Origin of the sequence: Oscillatoria sp. FACHB-1407, assembly GCF_014697545.1 — a bacterium.
Lineage (GTDB): Bacteria > Cyanobacteriota > Cyanobacteriia > Elainellales > Elainellaceae > FACHB-1407.
The window spans coordinates 559,999-574,033 of the sequence record NZ_JACJSA010000001.1; the positions used below are offsets into that span (position 1 = coordinate 559,999).

The window sequence follows — 14,035 nt, forward strand, 5'->3', positions numbered from 1 at the left end:
AACAGATACCTTGTCTCACCGAGAATCTTTCTGCCGAATGCTGCGCCCCTACAGATCCCCATCCACCCCATCCACCCCATCACCCCATCCACCCATCCACCCATCACCCCCCACCCCCCACCCCCCATCACTCTCTTCGGCAACCCCCCTTCCTAAAGGTGTAAACACCGACCCCAGCGATCGCCCAGATCTGAATACAATTGAGGCAATGGGTTGTTATGTATAGCTATCCTATTTGATGCATGAAGAAGTCTGAGATATGGTCAGTGGTCAGTGGTCAGTGGTCAGTGGTCAATGGTCAATGGTCAATGGTCAGTGGTCAATGCTCAGTGGTCAATGCTCAGTGGTCAATGGTCAATGGTCAATGGTCAATGGTCAATGGTTAGTGGTCATACACATAATGACGAATGACAAATGACAAATGGCCAATGAAAAAGTAGGTTTCACGATCGATTTAGGACTGCTATAGCCCTAGCCTCTAGTCCCCTCCTCAAAGCGAATATGCAACCAACCAATCCAAATCAATTTACTGAGAAAGCCTGGGAAGCGATCGCCCGTACGCCCGATGTGGCCAAACAAGCTGATCAGCAGCAGATTGAAGCAGAGCATTTGATGCGATCGCTGCTAGAGCAGGACGGGCTTGCCACCAGTGTCTTCAACAAAGCAGGAATCAACGTGCAACGGCTGCGCGACTATACAGAAGCCTTTATTGCACGGCAGCCGAAAGTCTCTGGCAGCAGCACCTCGGTGTATCTGGGGCGATCGCTCGATACGCTGTTGGATCGAGCCGAAGCCTATCGCAAAGAAATGGATGACGAGTTCATCTCAATTGAGCATTTGCTGCTAGGGTATGCCAAGGACGATCGCTTTGGTAAGAGCCTGTTTCAAGAGTTCAAGCTCGATGAAGCCAAGCTCAAGAGCGTCATTGAGCAAGTTCGAGGTAATCAAAAAGTGACGGATCAAAACCCAGAAGGCAAATACGAAGCCCTTGAGAAGTATGGGCGTGACCTGACCGACGCGGCACGTCAAGGCAAGCTTGACCCCGTGATTGGTCGAGATGACGAGATTCGGCGGACGATTCAGATCCTCTCGCGGCGGACGAAGAATAACCCCGTGCTGATCGGCGAACCCGGTGTGGGCAAAACGGCGATCGCCGAAGGTCTGGCACAGCGGATCGTCAGTGGTGACGTGCCCCAATCCCTCAAAGACCGCAAGCTAATTGCCCTCGACATGGGTGCCCTGATTGCGGGTGCCAAGTATCGGGGGGAATTTGAAGAACGCCTGAAAGCGGTGCTCAAGGAAGTCACCGAGTCCGGTGGCAATATTATTCTCTTTATTGACGAAATTCACACCGTTGTCGGTGCTGGCGCAACTCAAGGCGCAATGGATGCAGGCAACCTGCTCAAGCCCATGCTGGCACGGGGCGAATTGCGCTGTATCGGGGCAACGACACTGGATGAATATCGCAAGTACATCGAGAAAGATGCCGCATTAGAGCGACGCTTCCAGCAGGTGTATGTGGATCAGCCCAGCGTAGCCGACACGATCTCCATTCTGCGCGGTCTGAAGGAACGCTATGAAGTCCACCATGGGGTGAAAATCTCTGACTCCTCCCTGGTCGCGGCGGCAACCCTGTCAAACCGTTACATCAGCGATCGCTTCCTGCCCGACAAAGCGATTGACCTGGTAGACGAAGCCGCTGCCAAGCTCAAGATGGAGATCACCTCCAAGCCGGAAGAGTTGGATGAGGTCGATCGCAAGATCCTGCAATTGGAGATGGAAAAGCTCTCATTGCAAAAGGAAAGCGACTCTGCCTCGCGGGAACGCCTGGAGCGGTTAGAGAAAGAACTCGCCGATCTCAAGGAAACTCAGAGCGGGTTGAATGCTCAATGGTCAGCGGAAAAAGACGTGATCACCGAAATTCAAAAGCGCAAAGAAGAGATCGATCGCGTCAATATCGAGATTCAGCAGGCAGAACGGGAATATGACCTGAACCGAGCAGCTGAGTTGAAGTATGGCACGTTGACCGACTTGCAGCGGCAGGTCGAGCAATTGGAAGATCAGTTGGCTCAAACGCAGACCAGCGGCAAGTCGATGCTGCGGGAAGAGGTGACCGAGTCCGACATTGCGGAAATTATCTCCAAGTGGACAGGCATCCCCATCAGCAAGTTGGTGGAATCTGAGATGCAAAAACTCCTGAACCTGGAGGAAGAGTTGCATCATCGGGTCATTGGTCAGGCTGAGGCGGTGACGGCGGTGGCCGATGCAATTCAGCGATCGCGGGCTGGGTTAGCCGATCCCAATCGTCCGACGGCAAGCTTTATCTTCCTGGGTCCAACGGGTGTGGGTAAAACCGAGTTGGCGAAGGCTCTCGCGGCTTACCTGTTTGACACGGAAGAGGCGATGGTTCGCATTGACATGTCGGAATACATGGAGAAACACTCCGTGTCTCGTCTGATTGGTGCGCCTCCGGGATATGTCGGTTACGACGAAGGCGGACAGTTGACCGAAGCAATTCGGCGTCGCCCCTATGCGGTCGTGCTGTTTGACGAAATTGAGAAAGCCCATCCTGACGTGTTCAACGTCATGTTGCAAATCCTCGATGATGGTCGCGTTACCGATGCTCAAGGTCATACGGTGGACTTCAAAAACACCATCATTATCATGACCAGCAACATCGGGTCGCAATACATCCTGGATGTAGCAGGCGATGACAACCGTTATGACGAAATGCGATCGCGGGTGATGGAGGCGATGCGAAACAACTTCCGTCCAGAATTCCTCAACCGGATCGATGAGATCATCATCTTCCACGGATTGCAGAAGTCCGAGTTGCGGCAGATCGTCAAACTGCAAGTTGAACGGTTGGCCCAACGACTGGGCGATCGCAAGATGACGTTGCGGCTCTCCGATGCAGCACTGGATTTCTTAGCCGATGTGGGCTATGACCCTGTATTCGGGGCACGTCCTCTGAAGCGAGCTATCCAACGCGAACTCGAAACCCAGATTGCGAAGCATATCCTGCGTGGCGAGTTCCATGATGGCGACACGATTTATGTCGATATCGAGAACGAGCGGTTAGCCCTAAAACGGCTTCCAGCAGAGTTGTTGACGATGTAGTACCAATTCAATCTTTCAAGGCTACATGGTTGACCCCTCCCAACCTCCCCTTAGTAAGGGAAGGTGCCGTAGGCGGTGGGGTGTGATCTGCACTAACAATTTCTAGGACTGGTATAAGTCGTTCTGTCAGACTGAATGATCTATGGGGTAGGCAATGCCTGCCCCATTTTTTTATCAAAATTTGGGTTGTTTATCGGATTGAATCTTGTATTGCGAAAACAGGACCATAAAACTGAAAATAAATGATCATCAGTAGTGTACTAATCACACTAAATCCTGTTGTACTTCTTAGAATGAGTAGTCCCCTAGCGGATGAATAACGATGTTGACAGACAAGAAACCAGATAGAACCAGCAATGACCAGATTTAGAACGGCAAATATCAGAAGTAACCAAAAACCGTAAACAATAAATGTAAACCTGGCAGAGTCAACATCAGCAGATTGGATACGAATAAAGAATTGAATAACTCTTAAATACCAACCGATAACTAGAACACCGAGAGTATTCAAAGCGATGCTAAGACATGCATGAATACTAATCGAGACATGTGTAGAGTTATGGGGGGTCTCATAATTATCCCTCGAATACGTTGCGGCTTCTACTATTGTGTCTGCTTACACCCTGCAAGTTTTTGTGGGATGGCTACATGCAAACGCTATCCTTTACTGAGCAACCTGTTGACGATGTTTGGGAGATCACCTACTGGATGGCAGAACGACAACGGCAACGATTTAAGGTGTGGCTCGGTGAATCGTGTTAGGTTGAGACTATTCCCCACGGCGAAGAGGGTTTGAACGATGACCGACACCAATCGACCCCTGACATTCGTAACCTATCCCGACTCGGATGGAGAGCCGATGACCGAGAGCGACCCCACTCGTGATTACCTGATTTATGCGGTTGAAGCCCTCGACATTTACTTTCGCAGTCGTCGTCAAGGTTATGGGATTGACCTCTGAGCAAATCGCAGAGGCGTTGGAATTATCGTTAGATGAAGTTAACAGCCAAATTTAGATTTCTGACTTTTTATTGAAGGTTAAGAAATTAATCTGGTAATAGGAGTGCGGGCGTCTCGCTCGCGGGCAAGATGCCCGCACTATAGAATTGCCGAAATGCTTTCCTAACTTTCACAAGAAGCCGGAAATCTGGGGATTATTTCTTTTTCTTTTTGTCGCCTTTCTTCTTACCTTCTGATTTCTCGCTTTTCTCGCTGGATTTGGTGTCTTTACTATCCAAAGCACCATTGATCAAAGCATTGAAACCATACACTTCTCGGCTTCCTGCTAAAGCAACCAATGTGACCTCTTTTTCGTCGCCTGGTTCAAACCGCACGGCAGTCCCCGCAGGAATGTCGAGCCGCATTCCACGCGCTTGATCCCGATCGAAACTGAGAGCTTTATTCACCTCAAAAAAGTGAAAATGGGAGCCAACTTGAATGGGGCGATCGCCCGTATTTGCGACAGTTAATGTAACCGTGGGACGACCTGCATTCAATTCGATCTCGCCGGATTCAACGAACAATTCACCTGGAATCATAAAGAATTACTCACCAATAAAAATACGGATTGAGAGATTTAGAAATTACAACAGAGATAGCTGTGCCATTAACATCAATGTGTCCCAACTCGTCCAATACTGAACCATCTTGCCATCCACAATATGGGCGATCGTCATCCCCGGATTGGTAACGACATTACCCGTGGGTGGAATATCTCTGAGATACCCTTGATGCGTGCCTCGAAATAGCCAGCGAACTGCGACTTTGTCTCCTTCTGCAAACAGATCTTCAACGATGAGTTGAGCATCTGGAAATGCAGTCATGTAGGTCTGAATGAACTGCTTCACTCCTTCTGGTCCTCGCAATTCTTGAGGAGCACCTGCCTCAAATCGAATGTGATCAGGACTAATGATTTCATCCAACACCGCTAAGTTCTTCTGATTCCAAACCTCATCAAAATAGCGACGCATGAGACGCTTATTGGCATCTGAGGTAGACATTGTTATAGTCCCAATTTCATAAATACTTGGGTGTCTCTGGTCATCTGTCTTAGCCTTTAAGGAACAGGCAACCCATGGTCTATACCCAACTGGCTGAGCATCAACGAATTGGGTCGTGAACGGTGACAAGCTTCGTACCATCCGGAAACGTAGCCTCGACCTGCACTTCGTGGAGCATTTCAGGAATGCCATCCATCACGTCATCTCGTTTCAACAACGTTGTGCCATAGGTCATCAATTCAGCAACGGTGCGTCCTTCTCGTGCGCCTTCTAAAATCGCAGCCGAGATATAGGCAACAGATTCAGGGTAATTTAGCTTGATCCCCTTGTCTTTCCGGCGTTCTGCCAACAGCGCGGCAGTAAAAATGAGAAGCTTATCCTTTTCCTGGGGCGTTAATTGCATAGACTCAACTTAGGCGGCGTGCTCAATCGAATGTGGATGAGATTCAACAATGGTAATAGATACAGGTAAATTGCAAAAGGAATAAAACCTGCATCTGTGTTGAGAATCGTCGCTGGCACCAATCCTGCAATATTCCAGGGAATCAGTGGAGCCAGCACCACAACTGTATTTTCCAGGTCGAGTGCCAATTTGTAGTGACCTTTTTCGTTTTCTTTATACTTTTTCTGGACCAGTTGCTGAGTTAGCAGAATAGCGATCGTTTGAGTGCAACCAAACGCTGCCGTGCCAATCCCGACCAAGCAGGTACTTAAGAAGCGATCGCCCCCTCTGCTTCGCTCCAAAAATCGCTCAATGCTTTTCAAAGCTTGGGTTCCAGCAAAAATGCCAACGAATGCAGTGGAAATAACCACCACAATCGAGACTTTCACCATCGAGAGCAGTCCACCTCCTAAGAGAATGGTTTGGAGTGGTGTAGAGTCTTCTAAGCCAAAGCCAACTACGGCAAACTTCAGCAGGTCTATCAGTGGATAGTGTTGATAAAACAGAGCGATCGCCCCAGCGACAACAACGCTAATCACCATGGAAAGCCTCACCTCGATTTGGAGAATGGCGAGCACAAGAATGGCGATCGCAGGCAACAGATCAATCCCATGAATCTTAAACACTCGACTGAGTTCGGTTGTAAAGGTTTGATCCGTGATCTGTACCGGATTCAGTAATGACAACAGGGCGTAGATCAGGGCTGATACAACCAGCGGAACCAACGCCGTTCTCCACATATTTTGGATGTTGGTATACAGCTTCGTTTGAGTTACGGTTGCAATCAGGTTTGCACTAGAGGACATGGGAGAACAGCGATCGCCCACATATGCCCCGGCGATAATGGCTCCTGCCACCAAATGAGGATTGATTCCGCTTCCTTTTGCCATGATCATCAGGGCAATTCCAACGGTGCTAACGGTGCCAAATGAGGTGCCCAGGAGTAATGAAACAAAGCCACAGAGAATAAATGTAGCGACAATAAAATATTGCGGGTGAATCAGTTGAATCCCGTAATAGACGATTGCTGGAACGGTTCCTGCTGCCATCCAAATCGCTGTTACAACTCCAATCAGTAAGAGAACATTTAATACCGAAAAGGATTTTTGACTCCCCTGAAATGCCATTTTTAGCAAGCTTTTTAACGAAAAACCTCGACGCATCAGCACAGCCATAAAAATCAGCATGGATGCAAATAAAGGATAGGCAATAAAATAGCCTCGAAAAACACTGGTCAGAAGCAGTGTAAATGACAGTGTGAGAGCAAAAATTAAATCCATGATTTTGATAAAAACTAAACTTTAGAAGTCGGAGTTCTCAAAGAACTTCGACTTCTTGAGTGATGGCTGAGTTAATTTAATATTGTGAAAGATTCTGAGCGATCGCCTCTTCAGTCAAGCGGCATAAACGAACACTTTCCATCAGATTTGCGCCCATTGCTTTGTAGAAGGCGATCGCCGGATCGTTGCCAAACGCAACCGTCCAATCGATTCTGCCACACCCCATTTTCTGGGCAATTTCACATAGTTTTAGAATGAGCGATCGCCCAATTCCCTGACTTCGAAATTGCGGTTTTAAGTAGAGATCATCCAACCAAATTCCGGGCTTTGCAATGAAGGTTGAATAAATACGGTGATAGGTTGCAAAACCTGCTGGAGAGCCATTCACCTCTGCTAAAAGTACATAGGAAAGCACATTTTCTCCAAACAAATCCTGCTTCAATTGCTCAGGAGTTGCTGTTAGTGATTCTGGGCATCCATCAAATTCAGCTTTGAGGTGGAGTAGCTCCAAAATGGCTGGCAAATCCTCTACATTGGCGGGACGAATAGTCACCGATGAACTCACGTCTAAACTGACAGATACACTCATGGGGCGATCGCTTTCAATATCAATAAGTTCACCATAAACATTGCCAACTCGAAGATCAAAGTAAAAGATAAATTACTTCTATCGATGCTATCGATGGATATTTCATTCCTAACCCTCTGGTTTCTGATACAGTGCATAGATAGACCTACTGAGCTTCAACAAAACTAGGAATTTTAGCGTTGCTGAATGCAGATATGATTCTTGAAAACTGACCATCGCTGTACGGGTGTTTCGCGAAACGCCCCTACGAAATCCGTAGATTGGGTCAGTACACCGGAATTTTAACGAGTATAGAATTACTCTGTTCCCGTTATTAGTTATTCGTGAGTGACCAACAATCAATGACCAATGACCACCAACTACGGACAATTGACGATTAACGGTTGACGGTTGACCAATGGCGATTGACTCTAGCAAATTAAAAATTTCTCAGCTCCAGGCATTTGTTATGGTGGCAGAGTACGGCAACTTTAGCTCAGCCGCGTTGGAACTGGGATTAGCTCAATCCACGGTGAGCCATGCGATCGCCACTTTGGAAGACGAACTGGGCGTTGTGTTGTTGCTGCGGGGTCGGCATGGCGCGATTCTGACGCCAGAAGGCAAAGACATCTTGCAAGACGCACAACAGATCTTGCAATCGTTAGAGTCGATTCACAAGAAAGCAAATCTCGCCAAGGGCTTGCAGGGTGGGCAGGTGCGAGTCGCGACCGTTCGCAGCATTGCGACTCATGTTTTGCCAGAGATCATTGCCCAGTTTCGCCTCAAATTTCCGATGGTGCGGGTCGTGTTAGAGGAGTTCGATCGCTACGTAGAGGCGGAACAGGCGTTGCGAGAGGGTCAGGTCGATGTCGGATTTACCTCACTGCCTACTAGCCCTGAGTTTGAGGCAAGAGAACTGTTTCGGGATGAGTTTGTAGCACTCCTGCCCCCCAATTCCTTAAATGACATCCCTTTGACCTGGGAACAACTCGTTCGCTATCCGATGATCATGAACCACCGCAGCTATCAACACAATAAGGTGGTGCGCGACCATCTGCTGAAGTTTGGTTACGAGCTAAACGTTGCCTATGAGATGCGCGAAGACTCGACCATCATCAGCATGGTACGGCAGGGGCTAGGAGCAACCGTAATGGCGCGACTCACCGCAGAGCCAATTCCCCCGGAGTTGCAGGTGAGAAGTTTGCCCGTTCCTCTAGAACGTACGATTGGAATAATCACCCTGGAAAATAGTTTATTATCTCAAGCGGTTTTTGCCTTTTTAGACGTGGCAACAGAAATGTGGCGATAAGAGGCGATCGCTCTTGAAGTTGAGATTTCAGTTCTTCAGGAACGATTGAGTAATTTGATACCAATTGAAATAGAGAACAAGACACATGATGGCTTGAAGCCTTCGACGTACAAGACTCTGGCAATCCAAAATTGCAAATCCAAAATCTAAAATGGTATGATTTGCGTCCCTATAAATCAGGGTGTTGCTGAATAGAGGGATGGTTTTCCTAATACGGACGTGAGCGAGACGCTCACACTTCCTTCAGACAAATCGTTTTCATCCCCAAGATCAGCAATGCCTAGAAACCGGAGATTAAATCTTAAATTTGCTCTGGATCGATTCCCAGTGCCCGCAACCGTTCTGCTAAGTTTGCGGCTCGTTGTTCTGCTTGGTCAGCCCGTTGTCGTTCTTGGTCAGCCCGTTGTCGTTCTTGCTCCAGCTGTTGTTCTGTTTGCTCAAGATGTCGAGCAATTTCAACATAGCTCAAAAACGGTTGGTTATCGGGACGAAATAGTTGCAATTCTTCGCCTGACAGATCAAACCGGATTTGCAAGCGAGGGCTGATCCAATTGGCGATCGGGTCAATCACATCAAGGTTGTCTCCTGAACGCACCCAACCGCTCAAATCATTGTTGTCAGGGTCGTACAGATAATATTCCTCAACTCCATAGCGGTTATAAAACACCTGCTTCTTATTTAGCTCAGTTTGTGAGTTTCCAGGAGAGCGAATTTCAAACACAACCTGTGGTGGAATGCCGTCTTCCTCCCACTGCTTATAAGAACCACGATCGCCTTTGGGTCTACCAAAGACAACAAGTGTGTCTGGGGCTGCACAAATTCCAGGCTCACCCTCAACGGGATACCAGAGGAGATCCCCAGCGACAAAAACCGTTGGATTATCTGCAAATAACCACTCCAAATTCTGCTGAATCACCACAATCCAGCGAAACTGCTTAGTGTTATCCGCCATCGGCTTACCATCGCTGTCGGGGTAAATGACCTGGGATTTAGGAGTGAGTTGGAGTTGAGACATCGCCCGATCTCCACGAAAGAAAAATTAGGAATTTTATTTAGTATAACGAGAGCCGTATTCTACTCAATTGGCACGTTGCTTCGCAGATATCCTAAGGGTCGCTACCACACGCGAGGGTTACAACCCGGACGGTTCAGCAACTCCGATCGCACCAGATGCCAAACCTGAGTAAACCAACGTCGAGCTTCCAGGGTGGAGTGTCCGCGATAGCGACAGAGCATTCCAGACGTGAGGCGAGTGACTCCAATCTGAGGGAGTGGGGAGTGGGGAGTGGGGAGTGGGGAAGAGGCACGATTAATCGCGCCTGTACCAGGTTGCCAGAGGGATCGGGCTTTTTCGACGATTTCGGGGGAGAGCGATCGCCCCACGACAGCAAAGCTACCAATCACCGGGCATCCTGCCAATCCATGCAAGCTGGTCAACATCTCTGAACCACCCTCAACCCGTTGTGGGTCGATCCAGATGGGTTGGTCGTTTTGCCAGACTTGAGTGCGCGATCGCCACATGCCACTCAAAAACTGTTCCCCTCGTGCAGTTCGTCCCAAACGAGTTAGCTCCCAGCCCAACCACAACGCATTCTCCGCCAAGTCAATTCGCACGTCCTGCTGATACTGCGCCCCATCAAACACAATCGTTTCCTGTGGCAACCATTCTAAGCAGGCAGATTCCGCCACTCGAATTTGCACCGTTTGCTGTGCCGTTTGACCGTTGCTGCGGTAGACCTTTCCTGCGGCGGCGGTGGTTATCAACGTATGGGCTTGAGGATGCAGCGTAACATCGAGCGACAGGCGATCGCCCCCCACCACACCACCCGCCGTATGCAGGGTCACTAGATGACAGACCTCATCCCCCTCTGGGTAAAATGGTCGCTGCACCTTGAGCGGAGCCTGAACAAAGCTACGAGTCAGGTGAGTTCCGCGTGGGTCACGGGCAAACTCTAGTTGAAGGCTACCGTGCCAACCTGTAGTCGTAGCTTGGGTCAGAGTCGTTGGATGCGTCAAAGTGGGGTAGTTCACACGAATTCAATATGAGCAGACGGGGTGAAGTATTGGTAGCGATCGTGAATAATCAGCAGGATTGGGCGACCCTTACGGTATCTGCAAAGCAGCACGCCCGCGACCACCACTGGTATCGCATTCCCGTTGATAGCGTTGAACGGTTGCTCAAACGCCACTGGGCACCAAAGTGGTTAGCATTTTACCAGACAAAAGCCTTTGGTGAAGAAGCATACGCTATCCACTATTACGCCGCGATCGCCAACATTCACAAAGTTTCTCGTCAAGCACTCTTTCCTGATGAGTCCCCAAACGAAAAGAGTCACAAGCTGTATTACAAACTCGACCTTGAACCCTTACAACTTCGACCCCATCCGATTACTAGCCAGCGGTATCGTCGGATTACTTTTATTCCCATCACCTTTGAGCAACTGATGACAGCTAAAGAGGTCAGTGGTTTGTTGAGTAAGAGTTAGAAGGGTGTTAATTGTCAATCGTCAATCGTTAATCGTTGATGGTCAATCGTCAATCGTTAATTGACCCCATGTGCGGCTTTTCTGAAACTTTCACCCGTTCTAACCCGCACCCTAGCCCTATCCTGTGGGAGAAGGGTTGGGATGAGGGCAAATTAGTCGCACATCGCGTTGATGGTCAATTGTCAATTGTCAATTGTGAATCACTAATCACTACCAACTACCCCATCAACCCCTGACCATTGACCATTAACCATTAACCACTGACTATTGACCCCTGACCATTGACCATTGACCCCTGACCATTGACCATTGACCACTGACTATTGACCCCTGACCATTAACCATTGACCGCTGACCACTGACTATTGACCCCTGACCATTGACTATTAACCATTAACCATTGACCACTGACCATTGACTATTAACCATTAACCATTGACTAATACCCAAAAAATAAAGGTGAGCGCGATCGCCCACCCAGCGGAGAAAAAGTTTGGCTCAAAAATTAATAGGCTTAGAAATTCATCTCAGCCGCTTGTACTCGCTCAACCTGTTTCTTCTTCAGAACCAGCATGATTTGAGTCACGGTAACAGCAGCTAGGAAGGCAATCAGCCCTCCAACACGAGTCGGGCTTTGCAGCACGACTTCCCCGTCAACCTGACCAAAACCACCCACATTGGGGTTAGAAGTCAGAGCAGCACCCGCCGCAACTTCTTGACCTTCTGCAACAAGAAGCTCAGGTCCAGGTGGGACAGTGTCAACTACGGCTGCACCTTCTTTGGGCTGAATGGTGACTTTATAACCACCATCGTCAGACTTTGTAACTCCAGTGATTGTACCAGCAACAGAGGCATTGAAAATCGCGTTGTTGCTCTTTTCACCTGTGGGGTAGACCTGACCCCGTCCTCGGTTGCCACCGACATGGATGGAGTATTTACCAAAGGAGACGGATTTATCCGTTTTAGGATCGGGGGAAAGCACTGGGAAGACAATTTCCTGGTATTGGTCACCGGGAAGTGGACCGACCAAAACAATGTTTTGCTTATCGTCGGCGTAAGGCTGGAACAAATAGCTAGGACCAACTTCTTCCTTCATCTCTTCGGGAATACGGTCTTCCGGAGCAATCTTAAAGCCTTCTGGCAACATCAAGACTGCACCAACGTTCAAAGGACCTTTTTCACCGTTGGCTTGAACCTGTTGAACACTGGTGTCGTAGGGGATTTTAACTACCGCTTTGAACACAGTGTCGGGTAATACGGCTTGTGGGATCTCAACTTGCGTAGGCTTTGCACCCAAGTGGCAGTTGGCACAAACAATCCGCCCAGTGGCTTCACGAGGAGTTTCATAGTTTTGCTGTGCCCAGAAGGGGTAAGCAGCAGCAGATTGAGGCAGGGCGAGATCGCTGGTTAACAGAAGGGTGAGGGTGGCGATCGCCACTAAGACACTCTTGATCGCAACCTTACCGCTCTGAAGCGACAGCGTTGACCAAAACGTTGATTTCATGTGTAGTGTGTGTTCGATATCAAAGGATGTAGACAGGAGGAGGAGGTTCACAAAGGCAGCAGACTGGAAAGGACTATGCCCACCAGGGAGCATCCCCTGTGCGGAAATCGGTTTCAGTCCAGGGAGTCAAAGAAATTGTGCCATCTTCGGTGACATCAGCGTGAGCCAGTGCCAGTGAGAGCGGAGCGGGACCACGAACCACTTTGCCAGTGCCGTCGTACTGGGAACCGTGGCAGGGGCAGATGAACTTGCCTTCGTTGCCATTCCAGGGCACGACACAACCCAGGTGAGTGCAAACAGCATTGATACCATAGTTGGCGATCGCATCAGAACTCTCAACCACAATGTAAGTGGGATCGCCCTTCAAGCCTTGAGCCAAAGCACGCTCACCCGGTGTATGGCTTGCCAGAAAATCGCTGACGATAATATCCTTACCCAGAGCATCTTTAGCAGTAACACCACCTCCGGTCGCACCACTTGAAGGGGGAATGAAATACTTCACCACAGGGTAGAGCGCACCCAAAACGGTAGTTGCCCCAGCCCCAAGCAAGAGTGCATTCATAAATTGGCGACGACCCAAATCGGGTACATCAGGATTTCCAGAGAGTTGAGCCATGATATTTGAACAAAAAGATGGATGAGGACAAATGGAATTAGTAATTTAGGCGCGTAGTCCTATTGCTTTCTGAAGCTGACTTCTAAATCGAGAATGAACCAATCAAGATAAGAAGTGTGAGTAAAATTACCGCTTCGCTGGAAGCGATCGCTACCGAAAGCGATGGTTTACAGTTTTTCTAGAAGTATTATTACATCCCACTGGATCAGGATCACCATTTGCCATCAAGACTCTTGCTTTCGTAAAGAGATGTGAAGTTTTTGAATAATTAATGTTACAAAAGGGGCACTAATGACTGGAGAAGATTTGCATCAACTATTGCTCAGCAAATGGGGGCGATCGTACGACATTCAAATTCGTCGGACGCAGGGCAAAATTTTTGTTCAAATTATGTGGAAATACCTGGAGCAGGCATCATTTCCTCTCTCCGAAAGCGAATACCTGGAACATCTTGAAACCGTCTCAAACTACCTCAACGCCTGGGGAGGGACAGAGCAATTTGCCGCCTTTATCGAGCAGACGAGCGATCGCCCCCGCACAGGTAAAGCCGTCAATATTCCCATTGATTTAGGCGAACGCGCCTCTGAGTGGCTGCTAGAGGAGTTTTGAGGGCTTAGTCAATGGGCAATCGTCAATCGTTAATAGTGCTGAGGACTGAGTCAGGCATCTCGATTCAAAACTTTACCATCCATCCACTCGTTTACCGATCT

Annotated in this window: 15 protein-coding genes; 6 read left to right on the top strand and 9 right to left on the bottom strand. The window is 48.7% G+C overall.

What is annotated here, in order from left to right; genetic code table 11:
- Window positions 1-273: 273 nt before the first annotated feature.
- From H6G89_RS02155 to H6G89_RS02165, 3 genes are all read left to right on the top strand, one after another.
- Entirely contained in the window at window positions 274-411 is a 138-nt protein-coding gene (locus H6G89_RS02155) for a hypothetical protein (RefSeq protein WP_190503857.1), read from the top strand.
- 90 nt (window positions 412-501) lie between these two features.
- Window positions 502-3,120 carry an ATP-dependent chaperone ClpB gene (clpB, locus tag H6G89_RS02160; RefSeq protein ID WP_190503618.1) on the top strand — a complete coding sequence of 873 codons (2,619 nt, stop codon included), beginning with the start codon at window positions 502-504 and terminating at the stop codon, window positions 3,118-3,120.
- A gap of 799 nt (window positions 3,121-3,919) precedes the next feature.
- Window positions 3,920-4,081 (top strand): hypothetical protein, encoded by a 162-nt coding sequence (locus H6G89_RS02165; RefSeq protein ID WP_190503619.1) that lies wholly within the window; start codon window positions 3,920-3,922, stop codon window positions 4,079-4,081.
- A 193-nt stretch (window positions 4,082-4,274) separates the two neighbouring features.
- Here H6G89_RS02165 and H6G89_RS02170 read toward each other — a convergent pair whose 3' ends face one another.
- The 5 genes from H6G89_RS02170 to H6G89_RS02190 form a co-directional block, all read right to left on the bottom strand.
- On the bottom strand, window positions 4,275-4,658 hold the full coding sequence (locus H6G89_RS02170; RefSeq protein WP_190503620.1) for an urease subunit beta: 384 nt from the start codon (window positions 4,656-4,658) through the stop codon (window positions 4,275-4,277).
- 45 nt (window positions 4,659-4,703) lie between these two features.
- A complete protein-coding gene (locus H6G89_RS02175; protein ID WP_190503621.1) occupies window positions 4,704-5,120 on the bottom strand; it encodes an ester cyclase in 417 nt (138 codons plus the stop codon).
- A gap of 100 nt (window positions 5,121-5,220) precedes the next feature.
- On the bottom strand, window positions 5,221-5,523 hold the full coding sequence (ureA, locus tag H6G89_RS02180) for an urease subunit gamma (RefSeq protein WP_190503622.1): 303 nt from the start codon (window positions 5,521-5,523) through the stop codon (window positions 5,221-5,223).
- On the bottom strand, window positions 5,514-6,842 hold the full coding sequence (locus tag H6G89_RS02185; protein WP_190503623.1) for a Na+/H+ antiporter NhaC family protein: 1,329 nt from the start codon (window positions 6,840-6,842) through the stop codon (window positions 5,514-5,516). The genes ureA and H6G89_RS02185 overlap by 10 nt, the downstream gene beginning before the upstream one ends.
- Before the next feature lie 76 nt (window positions 6,843-6,918).
- On the bottom strand, window positions 6,919-7,431 hold the full coding sequence (locus H6G89_RS02190) for a GNAT family N-acetyltransferase (RefSeq protein ID WP_190503624.1): 513 nt from the start codon (window positions 7,429-7,431) through the stop codon (window positions 6,919-6,921).
- Between the two features lie 397 nt (window positions 7,432-7,828).
- Here H6G89_RS02190 and H6G89_RS02195 point away from each other — a divergent pair, with 397 nt between their 5' ends.
- Window positions 7,829-8,719, top strand: a complete 891-nt coding sequence (locus H6G89_RS02195) for a LysR family transcriptional regulator (protein WP_190503625.1) — start codon at window positions 7,829-7,831, stop codon at window positions 8,717-8,719.
- Between the two features lie 301 nt (window positions 8,720-9,020).
- Here H6G89_RS02195 and H6G89_RS02200 read toward each other — a convergent pair whose 3' ends face one another.
- Window positions 9,021-9,734, bottom strand: coding sequence for a Uma2 family endonuclease (locus tag H6G89_RS02200; RefSeq protein ID WP_190503626.1), 714 nt, complete (start codon window positions 9,732-9,734; stop codon window positions 9,021-9,023).
- Between the two features lie 101 nt (window positions 9,735-9,835).
- Window positions 9,836-10,750: an urease accessory protein UreD gene (locus H6G89_RS02205; RefSeq protein ID WP_309229514.1), complete on the bottom strand. Its 915-nt coding sequence runs from the start codon at window positions 10,748-10,750 to the stop codon at window positions 9,836-9,838.
- 11 nt (window positions 10,751-10,761) lie between these two features.
- Here H6G89_RS02205 and H6G89_RS02210 point away from each other — a divergent pair, with 11 nt between their 5' ends.
- Window positions 10,762-11,205, top strand: coding sequence for a hypothetical protein (locus H6G89_RS02210; protein WP_190503627.1), 444 nt, complete (start codon window positions 10,762-10,764; stop codon window positions 11,203-11,205).
- Window positions 11,206-11,719: 514 nt separating this feature from the next.
- On the opposite strand, the gene petA is transcribed toward H6G89_RS02210, so the two are convergent.
- Together petA and petC are read right to left on the bottom strand one after the other, a co-directional pair.
- Window positions 11,720-12,709 (bottom strand): cytochrome f, encoded by a 990-nt coding sequence (gene petA, locus H6G89_RS02215; RefSeq protein ID WP_190503628.1) that lies wholly within the window; start codon window positions 12,707-12,709, stop codon window positions 11,720-11,722.
- A gap of 73 nt (window positions 12,710-12,782) precedes the next feature.
- The gene (petC, locus tag H6G89_RS02220) at window positions 12,783-13,325 is read right to left on the bottom strand and encodes a cytochrome b6-f complex iron-sulfur subunit (RefSeq protein WP_190503629.1); all 543 of its coding nucleotides are present in this window, start codon (window positions 13,323-13,325) and stop codon (window positions 12,783-12,785) included.
- A gap of 291 nt (window positions 13,326-13,616) precedes the next feature.
- Here petC and H6G89_RS02225 point away from each other — a divergent pair, with 291 nt between their 5' ends.
- Window positions 13,617-13,934, top strand: a complete 318-nt coding sequence (locus tag H6G89_RS02225; protein ID WP_190503630.1) for a DUF3067 family protein — start codon at window positions 13,617-13,619, stop codon at window positions 13,932-13,934.
- The last annotated feature ends 101 nt before the right edge of the window (window positions 13,935-14,035 follow it).

Coding starts and splice junctions, on each gene's coding strand:
- clpB (WP_190503618.1), top strand. CDS start 502: ATGCAACCAACCAATCCAAATCAATTTACTGAGAAAGCCTGGGAAGCG.
- H6G89_RS02175 (WP_190503621.1), bottom strand. CDS start 5,120: ATGTCTACCTCAGATGCCAATAAGCGTCTCATGCGTCGCTATTTTGAT.
- petC (WP_190503629.1), bottom strand. CDS start 13,325: ATGGCTCAACTCTCTGGAAATCCTGATGTACCCGATTTGGGTCGTCGC.
- petA (WP_190503628.1), bottom strand. CDS start 12,709: ATGAAATCAACGTTTTGGTCAACGCTGTCGCTTCAGAGCGGTAAGGTT.
- H6G89_RS02200 (WP_190503626.1), bottom strand. CDS start 9,734: ATGTCTCAACTCCAACTCACTCCTAAATCCCAGGTCATTTACCCCGAC.
- H6G89_RS02170 (WP_190503620.1), bottom strand. CDS start 4,658: ATGATTCCAGGTGAATTGTTCGTTGAATCCGGCGAGATCGAATTGAAT.
- H6G89_RS02210 (WP_190503627.1), top strand. CDS start 10,762: ATGAGCAGACGGGGTGAAGTATTGGTAGCGATCGTGAATAATCAGCAG.
- H6G89_RS02190 (WP_190503624.1), bottom strand. CDS start 7,431: ATGAGTGTATCTGTCAGTTTAGACGTGAGTTCATCGGTGACTATTCGT.
- H6G89_RS02185 (WP_190503623.1), bottom strand. CDS start 6,842: ATGGATTTAATTTTTGCTCTCACACTGTCATTTACACTGCTTCTGACC.
- H6G89_RS02195 (WP_190503625.1), top strand. CDS start 7,829: ATGGCGATTGACTCTAGCAAATTAAAAATTTCTCAGCTCCAGGCATTT.
- ureA (WP_190503622.1), bottom strand. CDS start 5,523: ATGCAATTAACGCCCCAGGAAAAGGATAAGCTTCTCATTTTTACTGCC.
- H6G89_RS02165 (WP_190503619.1), top strand. CDS start 3,920: ATGACCGACACCAATCGACCCCTGACATTCGTAACCTATCCCGACTCG.
- H6G89_RS02225 (WP_190503630.1), top strand. CDS start 13,617: ATGACTGGAGAAGATTTGCATCAACTATTGCTCAGCAAATGGGGGCGA.